This window comes from Castellaniella sp., assembly GCF_049650445.1.
Taxonomy (GTDB): domain Bacteria; phylum Pseudomonadota; class Gammaproteobacteria; order Burkholderiales; family Burkholderiaceae_B; genus Castellaniella.
Window position 1 is genome coordinate 1 of record NZ_JBASAD010000021.1, and the last position, 18,869, is coordinate 18,869.

Consider the following 18,869-nt stretch of genomic DNA (forward strand, 5'->3'; position numbering starts at 1 on the left):
CTGTTGAACCGCGCTGCCGATGCCCTGGAGGCCCGCGCCGACGATTTCGTCGCGGCCATGGCGGCCGAAACGGGCGCCTCTGCCCTGTGGGCCGGGTTCAACGTCCATCTGGCGGCCGGCATGCTGCGCGAAGCGGCTGCGCTGACCACGCAGATCGGCGGCGAGGTGATCCCGTCCGACGTGCCGGGGAACCTGGCCATGGGACTGCGTGCGCCGGCCGGCGTGGTGGTCGGCATGGCGCCGTGGAACGCGCCCATCATCCTGGGCGTGCGCGCCGTCGCCACGCCGCTGGCCTGCGGCAATACCGTGGTGCTGAAGGGCTCGGAATTGTGCCCGGCCACGCACGGCCTGATCATCGAGGCCTTGCAAGAAGCCGGTCTGCCGGCCGGGGTGGTCAATTTCGTGACCAACGCGCCTGAGGACGCCGCTGCCGTCGTCGAGGCGCTGGTGGCCCATCCGGCGACCCGGCGCGTGAACTTCACCGGCTCGACCCGTGTCGGACGGATCATCGCCGAGCTGTGTGCCCGGCATCTCAAGCCGGCGGTGCTGGAACTGGGCGGCAAGGCGCCGCTGGTGGTGCTCGATGACGCCGACCTGGATTGCGCGGTCAATGCGGCTGCCTTCGGCGCCTTCGCCAATTCGGGCCAGATCTGCATGTCCACCGAACGCATCATCGTCGACGAGCGCATCGCCGACGCGTTCGTCCAGCGCCTGGCGGACAAGGCCCGCGCGCTGCCGGTGGGCGATCCGCGCCAGGGACCGGTGGTCCTGGGTTCACTGGTGGACATGTCGGCCGTGCGGCGTTGCAACGACATGATCGACGACGCCCTTGCCAAGGGCGCGAAGCTGCTGTGCGGCGGCAAGTCCGACGACACCCTGATGCCGGCGACCCTGCTGGATCACGTGACGCCGGACATGCGGATCTATGCCGAAGAAACTTTCGGCCCGGTCAAGGCCATCGTGCGCGTGGCGGGCGAGGACGCGGCCGTGGCCTGTGCCAACGACAGCGCCTACGGCCTGTCCTCTGCCGTCATCGGCGCGGACGTCGCCCGCGCGCTGCGCGTGGCCGGTCGCCTTCAGGCCGGCATCTGCCACATCAACAGCGCCACCGTCGACGACGAACCGCAGATGCCTTTTGGCGGCGTCAAGGACAGCGGTTATGGCCGCTTCGGCGGCAAGGCCGGCATCGAGGCCTTCACCGAGATTCGCTGGGTGACGGTCCAGACCTCGCCCCGCGCCTATCCTTTCTGAGGTCATGCATCATGACGAATGAGCTCATCGAAGTCCTGCGCGCAGCCGTCGGCGCGACTCACTGCCTGACGGGGGAGGCGATCGAGGACCGCTTTCTGCACGACTGGATGGTCAAGACGCCACAGGGCCGGCCGCTGGCCGTGGTGCGGCCCGCAGACACGGCTCAGGTGTCTGCCGTGTTGCGTGCCTGCCATGCCGCCCGTGTGCCGGTCGTGCCCCAGGGCGGGCGCACCGGTCTGGCCGGCGGCGCCGTGCCCGTGCCGGATTGCGTCGTGCTGTGCCTGGAACGGCTGGAGGCCATCGAGGAGATCGACCCGGCGGCCGCGACCATGACCGTGGGCGCCGGCACGCCCCTGGAAACCATCCAGCACGCGGCGCAGGGCGCCGGTTTTCTGTTTCCTCTGGATCTGGGCGCCCGGGGCTCGTGCCGCATCGGCGGCAATCTGTCGACCAACGCCGGGGGCAACCGGGTGCTGCGCTATGGCATGGCGCGGGACCTGGTGCTGGGCCTGGAAGCCGTGCTGATGGATGGCACTGTGCTGACCGGGATGAACAAGATGCTGAAGAACAATACCGGCTACGACCTCAAGCAGTTGTTCATCGGCAGCGAGGGGACGCTGGGCGTCATCACGCGGGTCGTGCTGCGCCTATTTCCCCAGCCACGCAGCCGTTGCACCGCGCTGTGCGCGCTGGAGGACTACGACGCGGTCGTGCGGCTGCTGAATCACGCCCGTTCCGGCCTGGGCCCCAGCCTGTCGGCCTTTGAACTGATGTGGCCTGATTTCTACCAGTTGGTGACCTCGAAGCTGCCCGCCTTGCCCACCCCGATGCCGCATGGCCATGGTGCGTACGTGTTGCTGGAGTCGATGGGCACCGATCAGCAGGCGGACCAGGCCCGTTTCGAGGCGGTGCTGGGCGAGGCCCTGATGTCCGACATCGTCCAGAACGCCATCATCGCCCAGTCCGAGGCGCACATGGCGTCCTTGTGGTCGATCCGCGATGCGTCCGGCGAACTGCAGCGGATCTTCTGGCCGCATGCGGGCTACGACGTCAGCATTCCGACGGGCGAACTGGGCGCGTTCATCCAGGCCTGCACCCGCGCCGTGAAAAAGCGCTGGCCCGAGGCGCAGACCGTGTTCTTCGGTCACGTGGGCGACTCCAACATCCATATCGGCGTCAAGGTCGACCAGGACCCGTTCCCCGAGCCCGACATCGACCGGATCGTCTACGGGCTGGTGCGCGATTGGGGCGGCTCCGTATCGGCCGAGCACGGCATTGGCGTGCTCAAGCGGCCCTATCTGGGCTTCAGCCGCAGCCAGGCCGAACTTGTCACGATGCGGGCGCTGAAGACGGCCCTGGATCCCCTGGGCCTGCTCAACCCGGGCAAGGTGCTGCCGGAACCGGAAACCTGACGCTTTCCGTCCGGGACACTGAGACGGAATCGATCACAGAACAAGACAGATCAGGAGACAACATGGATACGCACATACGACCCGAGGCGGCGCCGCCGGGCCCCCACGAACATCGGTTCGGACCCTTCGGCCGGGTCCTGCATGCCGCGTCCAAGGCGCTGGCTGCGCTGGGCGGTCTGGCCTTTGTCGCTTTGGTGGCCATGTCGCTGATTTCCATCGTCGGGCGCAAGCTCGTCGCCATGCCGGTGCCGGGCGACATGGAGGTGCTGATGATGGTGGCGGCTGCCGCTTCGGCCGCTTTCTTTGCCTTTTGCCACCTCGAGGGCGGAGACGTCAAGGTGGATTTCTTCACCGCCCATGCCCGGCCGGCCATCGTTCATGGACTGGACGCCCTTGGCTCTCTGACGGTGGGGCTGTTCGGCGCGCTGATCGCCTGGCGCACCGGCGTCGGCGCGGCCGCCCTGTACGAGGCGGGTGAAACCTCGGCCATCCTGGCCTGGCCGGTGTGGATCGCCCAGACGGCCATGGTGCCCGGCTTCATCCTGTTGGCGGTGGCCGGTTTCTATATGTGCGGTCTGCACCTGCAGGCCGCCCTGGCTTCCCGGGAGAATCGGCCATGAGCGGCATGACCGTCGGTTTCATCATGTTTGCGGTGCTGCTCGCCCTGATGGTGATCCGCATCCCGATCGGCATTTCGATGTTCATCGCCGGTGCCGGAGGCTATGTCTATCTGACGGGCAGCGAAGTGCCGCTGATGGCGTCCCTCAAGAACCTGGCGTATGCCCGCCTGTCCAACTACGATCTGGTGGTGATTCCCCTGTTCCTGCTGATGGGGCAGTTCGCGACGCATGGCGGCCTGAGCCGCAGCCTGTTCCGCTTCGTCAGCGCCTTCATCGGCCACCGGAAGGGCGGGGTGGCGATGGCCGCCGTGGGCGCCTGCGCCGGCTTTGGCGCCATCTGCGGATCGTCTCTGGCGACTGCGGCCACCATGGGGCAAGTAGTCCTGCCGGAACTGCGCCGTTACGGCTACGCCGGCAGCCTGGCCACCGGCACCCTGGCCGCAGGCGGGACGCTGGGCATCATGATCCCGCCGTCCGTGCCGCTCATCATCTACGCCATCCTGACTCAGGAATCCATCGGCAAACTGTTCATGGCGGCGGTCATTCCCGGCCTGCTGGCCATGATCGGCTACATGATCGTCATCCAGATCATCGTGCGCCGCCGTCCGGAAATGGGGCCTGCGGGCGAGCGGACCGCGTGGCCGGAGCGCATCCGGGCGCTGATCCAGGTCGGACCGGTGCTGGCGGTGTTCGTCGTGGTCATCGTCGGCATCTACGCGGGCTGGGCCACGCCCACCGAGGCAGCCGCCATCGGCGCGGCCGCCTGCGGCGTGATCGCCGTCGCCTCGGGCGGTCTGCGCTGGAAGGGCCTGCTGGAAAGCGCCCTGGGCACCGCCCAGGCGACGGCCATGATCTATCTGGTGCTGCTGGGCGCCGACATGTTGAACGTGTCCCTGGCCCTGTCGCAACTGCCGGCCGAGCTGGCGTCCTGGGTGCAGCACAGCGGCCTGTCGCCGTTCCTGGTGATCGTCGCCATTCTGCTGGTCTACATCTTCCTGGGTTGCGTCATGGATTCCCTGGCCATGATTCTGCTGACCATCCCCATCTTCTATCCGATGGTGATGGGGCTGGATTTCTACGGCATGAGCCACGATGACAAGTCGATCTGGTTCGGCATCCTGGCGCTGATGGTGGTGGAAATCGGCCTGGTCCACCCACCGGTCGGCATGAACGTCTACATCATCAACCGCCTGGCGAAGGACGTTCCCCTGACGGAAACCTTCAAGGGCGTGTTGCCTTTCCTGGCGTCGGATTTCATCCGGATCGCGGCGCTGGTGCTGTTCCCCAGTCTGGCGCTGGTCCTGGTCAGGACGTTCGGGGCGTTGTAACCGCAGTGTGATGCACCACCAACCATCAGTCAAAAAGGCGATCCACGCCATCCATGAGGAGACAAGCATGACGCAGCATTCCAAGACGTTGTTTCGCGCGGGCAAGGTCCTGGCCGCACTGGCCCTGGGACTGGCGACGGCCACGGTGGCCCGGGCGGACGACAAGGTCATCCTGAAGGTCGCACATTTCCTGCCTGCGACCTCCAGCGCCCAGATCAATCTGATCCAGCCCTGGTGCGACAAGATTGCGCAGGAATCGAACCAGCGCATGGTCTGTCAGATCTATCCGGCCATGCAGTTGGGCGGCACGCCGGCCCAGTTGTTCGATCAGGCCAAGGACGGCGTGGCCGACATTATCTGGACCGTGCCGACCTACGCGGCGGGCCGCTTTGTCAAAAGCGAGGTGTTCGAGCTGCCCTGGATCGCGGTCAAGGCCGAGGCCGGCAGCCAGGCGCTGTGGGAATACGTGCAAAAATTCGCTCTGGACGAATTCAAGGGCGTGCACCCGATCTTCATGCACCTGCATGACGGCGCGCTGTTCCATTTTTCCAATAAGCAGCCCAAGACGCTGGAAGACCTGAAGGGCCTGAAGATCCGCGCCGCAACCCGTTCCAATGCCCGCACCATCGAGGCGCTGGGGGCGGTGCCGGTGCAGATGCCGCTGCCTGCCGTGCCCGAGGCCCTGAGCAAGGGCGTGGTGGACGGCGTGACCGTGCCCTGGGAAAGCGCCCCGGCCATCAAGCTGTCGGAAATCGCCAATTACCACTTCGACGTGCCCGCGGGCGCGCCGCGACTGTCGAACACGATCTTCCTGTTCGGCATGAATCAGGCGCGCTACGACAGCCTGCCGGCTGATCTGAAGAAAATCATCGACGACAACAGCGGCCTGAAGGCCTCGGCCTGGGCTGGCCGGGTTGGTTTTGACGAGGTCATTCCCAAGTTCAAGGCGCAGGCCAAGGCTGCCGGGAATCAGTTCTACGACATGCCCGACACGGAATACCAGCGCTTCGTCGAGGCCACGCGCGGGGTCAGCCAGGAATGGATCAAGTCGGTCGACGCCAAGGGCGGCAAGGGTGCCGAACTGCTGGCCGTAGCCCGCAACATGGTCAAGAGCCATGCGGCCAAGCCTTGATCGGGCATCCAGGCCCGTGCCGCACGGGCCGGTGCGGCCGCCTCGCGGTGGCCGTGGCATGACGGCCGGAACCGCGTGATGCCGCGCCTGAACAATGAGGACTGGCGCGCTGCGGCCCGTGCGGCCTTGCCCCGTTTCGTCTTCGACTATGTGGACGCAGCGGCCGACGAGGGCCTGTGCCTGCAGCGCAATCGCGACGACCTGGATCGCGTCATCCTGACGCCGCGTGTGCTGCGCGACGTGTCACGGCTGGAGACCGGTATCGAGGTCTTCGGCCGCCGCTGGGCGCAGCCGTTCGGCATTGCGCCCATGGGGCTCAATGGCCTGTCGTGGCCCCGGGGCGACGAAGTGCTGGCGCGGGCGGCGGCGGCCCACGGGGTGCCGTTCGCCCTGTCCACGGCCTCCAACGCCCGGCTGGAGGATCTGCGGGCGCAGGCCGCGTCGGGCATCCACTGGATGCAGTTGTACGTCATGCATCGAGGCCTGGCCGAAGGCCTGGTCGAACGCGCTGCCCGGGCGGGTTACGAGGCCCTGGTGCTGACGGTCGACGTGCCGGTCAGCGGGAATCGCGAACGGGACGTCCGCAACGGTTTCCGGGTGCCGTTCAAGCCCACTGCCCGATTTCTGTTCGACGTGGCGAGGCATCCGCGCTGGGCGTGGCGCATGGCGCGGGCGGGCCGGCTGGATTTTGCCAACCTGCGGGTCGAGGACGCCCCCGGCGCCGATTCCGCGAGCCTGCAGGCGGCCCTGCTGACCCGGGCCATGGATCGCAGCCTGACCTGGGAGAGCCTGTCCTGGCTGCGGCGGCTCTGGAAAGGGCCCTTGCTGCTCAAGGGCGTGCTGCATCCGGACGATGCGCGCCGCGCGCTGGACTGCGGCGCGGACGGCCTGATCGTGTCCAACCATGGCGGGCGCCAGAGTGACGCGTCGCCGTCCGCGATCGCCGCGTTGCCGGGCGTCGTCCGGGCGGTGGGCGGGCGTGCGCCGGTCTTCATGGATGGCGGAATCCGGCGCGGCAACGACGTGATCCGCGCGCTGGCCCTGGGTGCGCGGGCCGTGTTCCTGGGGCGTCCCCTGCTGTACGGCCTGGCCAGCGCCGGCGCGACCGGCGTAGAGGCCGTCCTGAGTCAGTTCGAGGCCGAGATGCAACGCAGCATGGCCCTGCTGGGGCTAGAGAACCTTGACGACGTGCCCGGCTCGGGGCTCGTCAATGATCCGGACCTTTCCTGATTCGGACCACCGTGCATTCACCACCCAAAGGAGACATACGATGAAAACACGTACATCCGCACTGCGCCTGCTGGCGGGCGCTGTGGCCGGCCTGGCGCTGTCGGCGGCGGCGCATGGAGAGCAGGTCGTCCTGAAGGTCGCCCATTTTCTCCCCGCCACCTCCAACGCCCAGATCAACATGATCCAGCCCTGGTGCGACAAGATCGCGCAGGCATCGAACCAGCGCATGGTCTGCCAGATCTATCCGGCCATGCAGTTGGGCGGCACGCCGGCCCAGTTGTTCGACCAGGCCAAGGACGGTGTGGCCGACATCGTCTGGACCCTGCAGACGTATTCGGCGGGCCGCTTCACCAAGAGCGCCGTCTACGAGCTGCCCTGGCTGGTCCCGAATGCCGAGGCCGGCAGTCGGGCGCTGTGGGCCTTCACGCAGAAATATGCGCTGGACGAATACAAGGGGGTGCATCCGATCTTCATGCATATGCACGGCGGCACCCTGATCCACTTCGTCAGCAAACAGCCCAAGACCCTGGCGGACATGAAGGGCCTGAAGATCCGTTCGGCCAATCGCGTCAACTCCCAGATGTTGGAGGCCATCGGGGCGGTGCCGGTACAGATGCCGCTGCCCGCCGTGCCGGATTCACTGGCCAAGGGCGTGGTGGACGGCGCTGCGGTCCCCTGGGAAGGTGTGCCGGCCATCAAGCTCGACGAGATCTCGCGCTATCACCTGGACGTGCCGCAGGGCAAGCCGCGCATGGGCAACTCGATCTTTCTGTTCGGCATGAACCAGGCGCGCTACGACGGCCTGCCGGCCGACCTGAAGAAAATCATCGACGACAACAGCGGCATCGAGATGTCCGCCTGGGCCGGCCGCACGGTCTTTGACGAGCGGGAAGCCGAGTTCATGAAGACGTCCAAGGAAAACGGCAGCGAATTCCACTACATGGACGATGCCGAATACCAGCGCTGGGTGGATGCGACCCAGGGCGTGCGCGATCTATGGGTCCAGGCGGTCGACAAGAAGGGCGGCCAGGGCGCCGATCTGTACACGGCGGCGCGGAATCTGGTCAAGGAGTTCTCGACGCGTCATTGAGCTCGTGTCATTGGGGCCGGTGCAGGACCAGGTGGCAGACGCCGCCCAGCACCAGGCCCCAGAAAGCGCTGCCGATGCCCAGCAGGCTCATGCCCGAGGCCGTCACCAGAAAGGTCACCAGCGCGGCGTCGCGGTGCTCGGGTGCCTGCAGCGCATCGTGGATGCTGCCGCTGAGCGTGCCCAGCAGGGCCAGGCCGGCGATGGCGGCCACCAGTTCGTGCGGAAAGGCGGCGAACAAGGCCACGACCGTGGCACCGAAGATGCCCGTGAACAGATAGAAGATCCCCGCCCAGACCGAGGCCTTGTAGCGTTGCGTGGCGTCCGGATCGGCGTCCGGGCTCATGCAGATGGCGGCCGTGATGGCGGCCAGGTTGAAGGCATAGCCGCCAAAGGGGGCGAGCAGCAGGCCCGTCGCCCCCGTCCAGGAGATCAGCGGCGAGGCGGGCACCCGCGCGTAGCCGTTGGCGCGCAGCACGGCCAGGCCCGGGACGTTCTGCGAGGTCATGGTGACGATGAACAGCGGCAGGGCCACGCCCACGAAAGTCGAGAGCGAGAATTCCGGCGCCATCCAGACCGGCCGGGCGGGCGTCCAGTCGAGCCCGGCCAGGGACAGGCCGCCTTGCAGGGCGACGCAGACGATCCCGGCAGCCAGCGCCAGAGGGATGGCGTAGCGGGGCAGGGTGCGCCGGGCCAGCAGGAAGGCGATCAGCATCACGCCCACCAGCAGCGGGCGGCCCTGCATGGAGACGAACAGGTCCATGCCGAAACGCAGCAGGATCCCGGCCAGCATCGCCGAGGCCAGGTGCCGGGGCACCCAGTCCATGATTTTCTGGAACCAGCCCGTGACGCCGCACAGCGTGATCAGGGCCGAACAGGCCAGAAAGGCACCGATGGACTGCGCCAATCCGATGTCGCCCAGGCTGGTCGCCAGCAGGGCGGCCCCCGGGGTGGACCAGGCTGTCAGCACGGGGGCCCGCCAGGCCAGCGCCAGGCCGATGCAAGTGATGCCCATGCCGATGCCCAGGGCCCACATCCACGAGGCCAGTTGGGCGCCGTGCGCCCCCGCGGCACCGGCCGCCTGGAAGACGATGGCGACGGAACTGGTGTAGCCCACCAGGACGGCGATGAAACCGGCCGAGATGTGGGAGATCCGCAGCCAGCCCGCGAGGCCTCCGGCTGTCGTGTCCGTGCTCATTTGGGTCCTTGGATTTTGGGTGCGAAGCGAACCACGCGCCTGATGCAGGCGCGTGGTTGCTTATTGTAAGGCAGAGAGTGGATGCAAGCAGCCGTCAGGCTACGCAGCGTGGGGGATGAGCCCGGACATGGGGCAGTCCCAGTGGACTGTCCCGTGCCTGGCGAATCTGAGCGGCATGCAGGCCGCGAGGTGGGCTACGGCGCCGCCTGGGTGATGCTGTGCGCCCAGGTGAAGGCCTGCTGGATCAACGGGTCGAGTCGTTCGGCGGTGACGCCCAGCGCACGCAGCAAAGGAGCGGGATCTTCTTCCGTATCGCGGTCCGAGGGGAAGATCAGGGTAGCCAGGCGCAGGTCGAGGCCCAGGGCACCTTCGTGCCGCAGCAGCGCCTCGCGCACCGGGACGTCAACCTGGACCTGCGACAGCAGATCCTGCATGGTGCTGTTGAACAACTGATCCATGATGGACAGGATGCCGGTCGTGAAGGCGGCTTCGGCGCGGACAGTCTGCTCGGGGTGCATCAGGGTGGACAGGGCTTCCATCAGGTGCGCCCGTGCGCTGGCCTGCAGCAGGATCGGCGACAGATAGCCGGCTGGCCGGCCGGCCTCGGAATACATCAGGACCTGAATCCAGCGCTGCAACTGACGGCGGCCCAGCAGCATGATGGCCTGGTTCAGGGATTCGACTTCCTGGCTCAGGCCGAAGGCCGGGGTGTTGACCATGTCCAGCAGCGTCTTGACCAGTTCGGGGTCCTGCTGCAGGCAGGCCTGGATTTCCGGGGCTTCGCCTTCGCCCATGATGAGCGTGACCAGCTTCAGCAGCGTCTTCTGGCGCGTCGTGAGCGACGATGCGGAGGCCAGGTCCGTGGGCCAGTGGCCCTGGAACAGCGTGAAGCCCAGCAGCATGAAGTTGTCGTGCGTGGCTTTGTCAGGCGTGTCCACGGCCATCAGTTGGCGGCCGGCCTGCTTGTGCTGGAAGCTTTGGCGGAAGATCTCGGCCTTGGTGCTCAGCTTGGGGTCGAAGCGCACGATCTTGCAAAAGGGCAGCAGCGCTTCGCGTTCGGGCTGGGCCGCAAGGTCGCCGCGGATGGAGAATTTCGTGCCGCCGTGGGCCAGACTCTGCAACGACTGGATCAGTTCCGGCGTGACGTCGAGCGTTTCCGGGAGTTCGAGATAGGTGCGGTGGCGCGGCAGCATGGCCGTGTAGGCGTTTTGCAGCAGACCCGGGGTCGCGTCGATCCAGTGGGGCGCGTAGGCGAAGAAGGTTGAGGCACCATGCTGGCGCGCGGTTTCGATCAGAGCGGCTCCGGTGTCCGTGTCCGGTTCCTGCGGTTCAGCCCACAGGACGCGCAAGCGGTAGCCGACCAGCCCTCGATTCTGATCCAGGATCGGTTCACGCCGTATCAGGCGGGGCGGCGGGGCGGTGGATGCGTCGGCTTGCGGATCTGGGATGTTGGATTCGGCCATCAGAGTGGTCTCCATGAGGCTCCTCGGGGTAGATGTGCCCTTTTTCGTGGGTGGGGCTTTGTCAAATTTTCACATTGTACTGTCACAGAATGTCGCGATGCGCACAAATGTGTATCGTCTGGAGGACACGCGGGCAGACTGTCCGGAAACCGTCTGCGCCGAACGCCGGCGATCCTGTCGGCGGGAGCCGTACAATCGGGGAGACCTTCAACCGTTTGACCGGAGAGTTCCATGCCTGGATTGCTGCCTGATGTCGACCCCGAGGGGCTGCTGGAATATTCGGTGGTCTACACCGACCGCGCCCTGAATCACATGTCTCAGTCCTTTCAGGGTGTGATGCGGGATATCTCGCGCACCCTGAAGTCGGTGTACGGTGCACATTCGGCCATCGTCATTCCGGGCAGCGGCACGTTCGGCATGGAAGCCGTCGCGCGGCAATTCGCCACCGGCAAGCGCTGTCTGGTGATCCGCAACGGCTGGTTCAGTTATCGCTGGAGCCAGATTTTCGAGACCGGCCGCATCCCGGCCGAAGAGCGCGTGCTCAAGGCCCGTCCGATAGAAACCGGCAACCAGCCTTTCTTCGAGCCGCCGCCCGTTGCCGAGGTCGTCGCGGCGATCCGCGAATTCAAGCCTGATCTGGTCTTTGCCGCGCATGTGGAGACGGCCTCGGGCATCATGCTGCCGGACGATTACATCCGCCAGGTGGCCGCTGCGGTGCATGCCGAGGGCGGTCTGTTCGTGTTGGACTGCATCGCCTCGGGCACGATGTGGGTGAACATGCAGGACGTGCATGTGGACGTGCTGATCTCGGCGCCGCAAAAAGGCTGGACCTCGTCGGCTTGCTGCGGACTGGTGATGCTGGGCGAGGCCGCCCGCCGGCACATCGAGACCACGCAGAGCAGCAGTTTCGCCTGTGACCTGCGCAAGTGGCTGGGCATCATGGAAGCCTACGAAAAGGGCGGTCATGCCTACTACACGACGCTGCCGACGGATTCCCTGATCGTGCTGCGCAACGTCATGGCCGAAACCGATGCCTACGGCTACGACCGGGTCAAGGCCGAGCAGCGCGAACTGGGCGAGGCCGTGCGCGCGTTGCTGCGCGAACGCGGTTTCAAGAGTGTCGCCGCACCCGGCTTCGAGGCCCCCGGCGTCGTGGTCAGCTACACCACCGACGATGGCATCCACACGACGCGCAAGTTTGCCGAAGCCGGGCTGCAGGCCGCTGCCGGTGTGCCCCTGGCCTGCGACGAACCCGAAGGCTTCAAGACCTTCCGCCTCGGCCTGTTCGGCCTGGACAAGCTGCACAACGTCGAACGCACCGTGGCCACGCTGGCGCGGGCGCTGGACAAGATCCAGGCGTAGGCGTTTCGCATTCCACGACGCGTGCCGTGGAATGCCCGGTTGTGCTGCCGCCTCAGGCGGCCGGCGACGCGTCCAGCCCCATCTGCCAGAAGTCGATCTCCAGACGGGTGGCGTCGCGGAAGGTTGCGGCCAGCCCGTCCAGGCGATCAGCGGTCTGGCCAGCCAGCCGCGCGTCCAGCCAGTTGCGTTCGGCTTGCGCCGCCGCCTGGAATTCCTCGCTGATGTACATGGCGATCCAGGCTTCGTAGGGGTTGGCCGGACCCCGCACGGTGAATGGCTGGGCCTCGATCCAGCGGGCGATGTCCGCGTAGCCGACCAGGCAGGGTGCCAGCGCCACGTGCAGGTCCAGCAGATCGCCGCGGTGGCCGGCATCCAGCACGTAGCGGGTGTAGGCCATGGTCTCGCGGGCCTCGGGCAGCGCGTCCAGCTCGGCTTCGGTGATGCCCCACTGGGCGCAATAGTCCACATGCAGGCCCATCTCCAGGTCCACGATGGCTTTCAGACTGTCCAGGCCCTGCCGCAGTTCGACGATCGAGCGGCTCTTGTAGACCGCCAGTCCCCAGGCGCGGGCGAAATGCACCAGGAACAGATAGTCCTGGCGCAGGTAATGGCGGAAGGCCTCGGCCGGCAGCGTGCCGGCGGCCAGCCCGCGCACGAATTCGTGCTGGCAATAGGCCGCCCATTCGGGGGCACAGCGGGTCAGCAGCGTGGCGAAAGAGGTCGGGGCGGGGGACGCGGTCATGCGAGGTCTCCTGAAGTGGGGGGGATTGCGGGCCCGAGTGTAGCCCGCACGTGCGGCTCGTGAGATTCGACGGGCGGCATCGGCCGGCCGCCCGTCGGCTACGGTACGATAGCGTGGACGGCGGGGGCCGCGTCCCCGCCTGCGGAAAAGACCTCATGCGATCCAGTATCACCCTCAAACTGTTCCTGGCCATCCTGGCGACCTGCATCGTGGTGGCGCTCGCCATGGGCATGGCCGTGCGTTACAGCTTCGACAGCGGTTTCGACGACTACATCCGGGAACGCGAGAGTCAGCGCCTGGACAGCCTGGCGCAGGCGCTGGCCGCCGAGTACACCGAGGCCGGCGGCTGGCGCTTTCTGGCCGAGGGCGGCGACCGCTGGGGGCGCAGCCTGCGCCTGTCACGCACTGCACGGCCAGGCGATTCCGGCCGTGATCGCAACGGCAGGCCGCCTGGACCGCCGCCCCGCGTCATCCTGCAGGATGCCGACGGCGGCTGGCTGGCGGGGCCGCATCTGCGTCCCGGGACCGACTGGACCCGCCATCCCGTGACCGTCGAAGGCCGGTCCGTCGGCTGGTTGCTCAGTCCGCCGCCCATGCCCATGGTGCTCAACGACGAGGTCGACCGCCGCTTCCAGTCCCGGCAGTTGCGGGCGACCTGGGTGATCGTCGGCCTGTCCGTGCTGCTGGCGGCCCTGGTCAGCCTGCTGCTGGCGCGCCTGCTGCTGGTGCCGGTGCGGCGCCTCGCCCAGGCCACCCGCCGGCTGGCCGACGGCGATTTCGACATCCGGGTGCGGGTTGGAGCATCCGACGAGCTCGGGCGCCTGGCGCGCGACTTCAATCGTCTGGCGCACAGTCTGGCGCGCAATGCCCGCTTGCGCCGGGAGCTGATGGCGGACATGTCCCACGAACTGCGGACCCCCCTGACCGTGCTGCGCGGCGAGATCGAGGCGCTGCAAGACGGCCTGCGCGCGCCGGACGAGGCCTCGCTGGCCTCGCTGGCGCATGAGATCGAGCGCTTGAGCCGGCTGGTGGACGATTTGCGTGAATTGTCGCTGGCCGATGCCGGCGCCCTGGATTACCGCATGCGCTCCCTGGATCTGTCGGCGCTGGTTGCGCGGGTGCTCGATGCGTCGCGGGATCGGTATGCCCGGGCCGGCCTGGTACTGGATCAGGCGATCGAGCCCGGATTGCGTCTGTCCGGCGACGAGCGCCGACTGGAACAACTGCTGGCAAACCTGCTGGAAAACAGTCTGCGCTACACCGACAGTCCGGGCCGGGTGCGCGTGCGGGCCGGCCGGCGCGATGGCTGCATCATGCTGGAGATCGCCGACACCGCGCCTTCGGTGGCGGCCGAGCAGTTGCCCCGCCTGTTTGATCGCCTGTACCGGGTGGAGTCCTCGCGCAGCCGCCAGCACGGCGGCTCGGGGCTGGGCCTGGCGATCTGTCGCTCCATCGTTCAGGCGCATGGTGGCGGGATATCGGCGGCGCCGTCCGATCTGGGCGGGCTGCTCATCCGGGTCGAGTGGCCGCTGACGGACGGCGGGGCGGTGGATGCGGCGGGTACTTCGTTCGTGACGGGTGAGGAGTGAGCATGCGGATTCTGGTGGTCGAGGACGAGCCCAAGCTGGCGGGCCTGCTGCAGACTTACCTGGAGGCGGCCGGTTACGAGGCGCGCTGCACGGGCGACGGCCTGGCCGTCATGCCGCTGATCGAAGACTGGCCGCCCGATCTGGTGCTGCTGGACCTGATGCTGCCCGGCCGCGACGGTCTGGAGCTCTGCCGCGACATCCGTGCGCGGACCTCCATTCCGGTCATCATGGTGACGGCTCGGACCGAGGAGATCGACCGCTTGCTGGGGCTTGAGCTGGGTGCCGACGACTACATCTGCAAGCCCTACAGTCCGCGCGAGGTCGTCGCCCGCGTCAAGGCGGTCCTGCGCCGCAGCGCGGCGGACCCGGCACCTGCCCAGGCGCGCGAAGTCGGCGGTCTGGACATCGACGAAGGCGCCTGGAGCGCCCGTCTGGACGGTGTGGCGCTGGATCTGACGCCGGTGGAGTTCCGCCTGCTGGTCCTGCTGGCCAGCCAGCCGGGCCGCATCTTTTCTCGCGATCAGGTGCTGGACGGCCTGTACGACGATCGTCGCGTCGTCACCGACCGGGCCGTGGACAGTCACGTCAAGAACCTGCGCCGCAAGCTGGCCGCCGTGCGCCCGGACGAAGAACTGATCCGCTCCGTCTATGGCGTGGGCTATCGGCTGGACCTGGGGGGATCTGCTCACGCTTCTCCATGAAGTCTCCACGATTTGCCCATTTTTGCGCCGCAGTCGGCCCGTAATCTGTCTCCATCGCGGCTCCATCGGGGGGCCGTAGGAAACAAGGAAGACCGACATGAACCTGACCCAAGTCACCCGCGCCCGTTCCCTCTCCGCCCTGGCCATGGTCGCCGCTCTGGCCGCCGCGCCGCTGGCCGCTTCGGCCGCGCCCGGCATGCAGGCCGACGGCGGTCCCCGCTTCCACCAGAAGGGTGGGCACGACTCCGGCCGCCACGGCGGCGATTTCGCCCGTCATGGTGGGGACCGTGGCATGCGCGCCCTGGATCTCAGCCAGGACCAGAAGGATCAGATCTTCAAGATCCGCCACGACCAGGAACAGGCTTTCTACGACGGACAAAAGGCCGTGCGTGCCGCGCGCCAGTCCCTGCGCGACGTCAGCCGCGCCGACACCTTCGACGAAGCCAAGGCCAGGCAGGCCGCCGATGCCCTGGGCCAGGCCCAGTCGCAGATGGCCCTGCTGCGTGTCCAGACCCAGTCGCAGATCCGCGCCGTGCTGACGCCCGAACAACGCCAGAAACTGGCCGACATGCACGCGCCGAAGAAGGCCGAAAAGCCCGCCAGGTCCTGATGCGCGGCAGTTCCCGGCTTATCCGGGAACCTGGCATGACGACGCCGGGCCCCCAGGGTCCGGCGTTCGGTTGCAAATGCTCGGATGCACGAGCAGTCCCTCGCCGGGCGTGCAGCGCCTCTCTCGGGCGAGTCGGGTAGACTGATTGCCCAAAGAACTTGGAGCCATCGGTCATGCATCTCCCCGCTTCACCCACAAAGCACAGAATCAGTGGCAAAACCCGGCTGATTGCGCTGCTCGGCTCGCCCGTCTCGCATAGCAAATCGCCGGGGATGCAAAACGGGTGCTTTGAGGCCTTGGGCCTGGATCTTGCCTACCTGGCCTTTGACGTGCCGCTGGAAAAAACAGCGTCGGCCGTCGAAGCCCTGCGGGTGCTGAACGTGCGTGGGGCCAATGTCACCATGCCGCTGAAACGGGCCATCTGCGCCTTTCTGGACAGGCTCTCTCCAGCCGCCGAAATGGCGGGTGCGGTCAATACCATCGTCAACGACAATGGCGTGCTCACCGGCCATATCACCGATGGCATCGGCTATACCTTGTCGCTCGAGGATGCAGGCATCGACATCGCCGGCAAGGTGATGACGATTGCCGGCATCGGGGGCGCTTCGACTGCCGTCGCCATTCAGGCCGCCATGCAGGGGGTGACGGACATCACCCTGTTCAACCAGCGCGACGCGTTCTTTGACACCGGCTACGCCCTCGTGGACATGCTGCAGAGCCGGCTGGGCTGCACGGCGCGGCTGTGTGATCTGTCGGATGTCGCGCAGTTGCGGGCGTCCATGGCGCGCAGCCACATCTTCGTCAATGGCACGCCCGTGGGCATGGAGGCGACGTTGGGGCAATCCGTGGTGCCTGACGCCAGTTATTTCCATCCCGGTCTGATCGTGACGGATCTCATCTATGTCCCTGAACAGACGGCGTTGCTGGAGATGGCCCGGGCTGCCGGCTGCACGACCGTCAGCGGTTTGGGCATGCAACTGTTTCAGGGCGTGGAAGCCTTCCGTCTGTGGACGGACCGGGACATGCCTGTCGATCTCGCGCGCAGCCTGCTGCGCACCTGAAGCTCCCCCTGTTTTTGAAAAAAGAGTGACTCTCATGACGCAACAAGGATTCCTGGCCATCTGGTGCGAAATGGACGCGGATGACCTCGTCGATTACCGCAACTGGCTGACGCAGGAGCATATTGCAGACCGCATCTACTCGCCGGGTTTTCTGGGGGTGCGGCTGTTCGCCTCGGTCGAGAACGAGTGTTCGCACTTCATTCTGTATGCCACCGAAAGCCCGGACGTGATGCAGGCGCCGCCTTATCTGCAGATCCTCAATACGCCTTCGCCCTGGACACAGCGCCTCATGGTGAAGTTCGGTCCTTTCGATCGTGCGGCGGGTGCGCGCGTCGTCAAGATCGGTCGCGGCTTTGGCTCGCATGTGCTGGTCAGCCGCATCTGCTCGGGCGACTCCCGCGTCGATCCCGTCCAGGCGCGCGATGCGCTGCGCGCATTCATCCGTCTGCCCGAGACGGTGGGCGTGCGCCTGCTGGAAACCGACCGTGGCACCACGGGCATTCAGAGCGCCGAAAAGAAGATGCGCAGCGGCAGGGAAGGCGCTTTTGACTACCTGCTGGTCGTGGAGGCGCTCTGCGAAGCCGGCGCGGCCGCGGCGCGCGAGTCGCTGGCCGGAATTCTGCAAGCGGCCATCCCCGGTCTTCAATCTCACGACAGTCTGATCTGCAAAACCATTTATGGCGAAGCGCCCTACGAGGGCGAAACACCCTGATGCCGTGCCTCGGCTTCGGCTCCGCAATGCCGTGCCTCATTGCGCGAACAGCGTCCCCACCGATTGGAAATGGCGCTGGTAATAAGGGTTGTCCAGCCGGTCGATGCGGACCTGGCCGCCGGTGGACGGGGCATTGATGAAACGGCCGTCGCCCAGGTAGATGCCCATGTGCGAATTCGGCCGACCCAGTGTATTGAAGAACACCAGATCGCCGGCCTGCAGATCGCGGCGAGGCACGGGGCGGCTCATGCGAGCGATCTGCTCGGTGTTGTGGGGCAGGGCGGCGCCGGTGGCCGTATCGAACACGTACATCACCAGGCCGCTGCAGTCGAAGCCGCGCTGGGCATGCGCGCCGCCGTAGCGGTAGCGGGTGTCCAGCAGGCTCAGGGCCGTCATGACGACCTCGGTGCGATGTGCCGGATCGATGTCGGGATAGGCCACCGCGGGTCCCCGGGCGCCCGGGCCGACGCAGGCCGCCAGCCACAGGCACAACAGGCAGGCTGCGAGGGCGCGCATGCTCAGCCTTTCTTGCCTTCCGGCCAGTAGTAGCTATCCGGCAGCTTGCGGGCGCCGAAGATCGCCTGGCCGACGCGCACGGTGGTGGCGCCTTCCTCGATGGCCCATTCGAAGTCCCCGGACATGCCCATGGACAGCTCGGCAAAATCCGCGCCCTGGGGAGCGTCCTGGCGCAGCCGGTCGCGCAGATCGCGCAGCAGATGAAAGCAGGGGCGCACCCGGGTCTCGTCGGGCGAAAACAGGGCCAGCGTCATCAGGCCGCGCACGCGCAACGCACTGCAGGCGGGCAGGGCGCGGGCGAAGTCCAGCACCTGATCGGGTGCCAGGCCGAATTTGCTGGTCTCACCCGAGGTATTCACCTGGACGAAGACGTCCAGGCTGCGGCCTTCTTCCTGCAGGCGCCGATCCAGGGCCTCGGCCACGCGCAGATTGTCCAGGGCCTGGAATTCCCGGGCAAAGCGGGCCACGAACTTGGCCTTGTTGGTTTGCAGGTGGCCGATCACGGCCCAGTCCAGATCGGCCAGGTCGGTCATGGCCTCCCATTTGCCATAGGCCTCCTGGACCTTGTTCTCGCCCAGCAGGCGGCAGCCCGCCGCGTAGGCCATGCGAATGCGGGATTCGTCCACGGTCTTGCTGACGGGCAGCAGGCGGACTTCGGCGGGGTCACGCCCGGCGCGCAGGCAGGCCGCGTCGATGCGGGCGCGGATGTCGGCCAGATTGGCCTGGATTTCCTCCGGGGTTTCGGCCGTCTGGTAGGCGGGCCGGACGGGCGATGGCACAGCGTTCATTGCGGCGGTCTCGGGCATGAAGAATGAGGGATCAGGGGGTAGGCCCTAGGATAACCCCAATGCGGGG

Annotated in this window: 18 protein-coding genes; 13 read left to right on the top strand and 5 right to left on the bottom strand. The window is 66.9% G+C overall.

The features are described from left to right. The 7 genes from WA983_RS07140 to WA983_RS07170 form a co-directional block, all read left to right on the top strand. On the top strand, positions 1-1,251 hold a 1,251-nt coding region (locus WA983_RS07140; protein WP_424311804.1), incomplete at its 5' end, for an aldehyde dehydrogenase. Positions 1,252-1,262: 11 nt separating this feature from the next. After that, positions 1,263-2,663: an FAD-binding oxidoreductase gene (locus tag WA983_RS07145; protein ID WP_424250284.1), complete on the top strand. Its 1,401-nt coding sequence runs from the start codon at positions 1,263-1,265 to the stop codon at positions 2,661-2,663. 62 nt (positions 2,664-2,725) lie between these two features. Beyond that, positions 2,726-3,283, top strand: coding sequence for a TRAP transporter small permease (locus tag WA983_RS07150; protein ID WP_424311805.1), 558 nt, complete (start codon positions 2,726-2,728; stop codon positions 3,281-3,283). Beyond that, a complete protein-coding gene (locus tag WA983_RS07155) occupies positions 3,280-4,611 on the top strand; it encodes a TRAP transporter large permease (RefSeq protein ID WP_424311806.1) in 1,332 nt (443 codons plus the stop codon). Before WA983_RS07150 ends, WA983_RS07155 begins: the two co-directional genes overlap by 4 nt. A 67-nt stretch (positions 4,612-4,678) precedes the next feature. Then, positions 4,679-5,743: a TRAP transporter substrate-binding protein gene (locus WA983_RS07160; protein WP_424250278.1), complete on the top strand. Its 1,065-nt coding sequence runs from the start codon at positions 4,679-4,681 to the stop codon at positions 5,741-5,743. A gap of 78 nt (positions 5,744-5,821) precedes the next feature. Next, complete coding sequence (locus WA983_RS07165; protein ID WP_424250276.1) at positions 5,822-6,973, top strand: alpha-hydroxy acid oxidase; 1,152 nt, start codon at positions 5,822-5,824, stop codon at positions 6,971-6,973. Between the two features lie 40 nt (positions 6,974-7,013). Further along, complete coding sequence (locus WA983_RS07170; RefSeq protein WP_424250274.1) at positions 7,014-8,063, top strand: TRAP transporter substrate-binding protein; 1,050 nt, start codon at positions 7,014-7,016, stop codon at positions 8,061-8,063. Positions 8,064-8,070: 7 nt separating this feature from the next. On the opposite strand, the gene WA983_RS07175 is transcribed toward WA983_RS07170, so the two are convergent. Then, on the bottom strand, positions 8,071-9,258 hold the full coding sequence (locus WA983_RS07175; protein ID WP_424250272.1) for a benzoate/H(+) symporter BenE family transporter: 1,188 nt from the start codon (positions 9,256-9,258) through the stop codon (positions 8,071-8,073). Positions 9,259-9,452: 194 nt separating this feature from the next. Beyond that, complete coding sequence (locus WA983_RS07180; RefSeq protein ID WP_424250270.1) at positions 9,453-10,736, bottom strand: EAL and HDOD domain-containing protein; 1,284 nt, start codon at positions 10,734-10,736, stop codon at positions 9,453-9,455. A 216-nt stretch (positions 10,737-10,952) separates the two neighbouring features. Here WA983_RS07180 and WA983_RS07185 point away from each other — a divergent pair, with 216 nt between their 5' ends. Continuing rightward, positions 10,953-12,083 (top strand): aminotransferase class V-fold PLP-dependent enzyme, encoded by a 1,131-nt coding sequence (locus WA983_RS07185; protein WP_424250268.1) that lies wholly within the window; start codon positions 10,953-10,955, stop codon positions 12,081-12,083. A 52-nt stretch (positions 12,084-12,135) separates the two neighbouring features. On the opposite strand, the gene tenA is transcribed toward WA983_RS07185, so the two are convergent. Further along, positions 12,136-12,825, bottom strand: a complete 690-nt coding sequence (gene tenA / locus WA983_RS07190) for a thiaminase II (RefSeq protein ID WP_424250266.1) — start codon at positions 12,823-12,825, stop codon at positions 12,136-12,138. Between the two features lie 155 nt (positions 12,826-12,980). Between tenA and WA983_RS07195 the strand changes: the two genes are divergently transcribed. The 5 genes from WA983_RS07195 (at position 12,981) to WA983_RS07215 (ending at position 17,498) form a co-directional block, all read left to right on the top strand. Next, positions 12,981-14,414, top strand: a complete 1,434-nt coding sequence (locus WA983_RS07195) for an ATP-binding protein (protein ID WP_424250264.1) — start codon at positions 12,981-12,983, stop codon at positions 14,412-14,414. A 2-nt stretch (positions 14,415-14,416) separates the two neighbouring features. Next, positions 14,417-15,115 carry a response regulator gene (locus WA983_RS07200; protein ID WP_424250262.1) on the top strand — a complete coding sequence of 233 codons (699 nt, stop codon included), beginning with the start codon at positions 14,417-14,419 and terminating at the stop codon, positions 15,113-15,115. Between the two features lie 97 nt (positions 15,116-15,212). Then, a complete protein-coding gene (locus WA983_RS07205) occupies positions 15,213-15,725 on the top strand; it encodes a Spy/CpxP family protein refolding chaperone (protein WP_424250260.1) in 513 nt (170 codons plus the stop codon). Positions 15,726-15,898: 173 nt separating this feature from the next. Continuing rightward, a complete protein-coding gene (locus WA983_RS07210; RefSeq protein ID WP_424250258.1) occupies positions 15,899-16,786 on the top strand; it encodes a quinate/shikimate dehydrogenase in 888 nt (295 codons plus the stop codon). Between the two features lie 34 nt (positions 16,787-16,820). Further along, entirely contained in the window at positions 16,821-17,498 is a 678-nt protein-coding gene (locus tag WA983_RS07215) for a hypothetical protein (RefSeq protein WP_424250256.1), read from the top strand. Between the two features lie 36 nt (positions 17,499-17,534). Here the strand turns inward: WA983_RS07215 and WA983_RS07220 are convergent, their stop codons facing one another. Both WA983_RS07220 and WA983_RS07225 read right to left on the bottom strand, forming a co-directional pair. Next, the gene (locus WA983_RS07220) at positions 17,535-18,014 is read right to left on the bottom strand and encodes a C40 family peptidase (protein WP_424250254.1); all 480 of its coding nucleotides are present in this window, start codon (positions 18,012-18,014) and stop codon (positions 17,535-17,537) included. Between the two features lie 2 nt (positions 18,015-18,016). After that, positions 18,017-18,802 carry a YggS family pyridoxal phosphate-dependent enzyme gene (locus WA983_RS07225; protein WP_424250252.1) on the bottom strand — a complete coding sequence of 262 codons (786 nt, stop codon included), beginning with the start codon at positions 18,800-18,802 and terminating at the stop codon, positions 18,017-18,019. Positions 18,803-18,869: the final 67 nt, after the last annotated feature.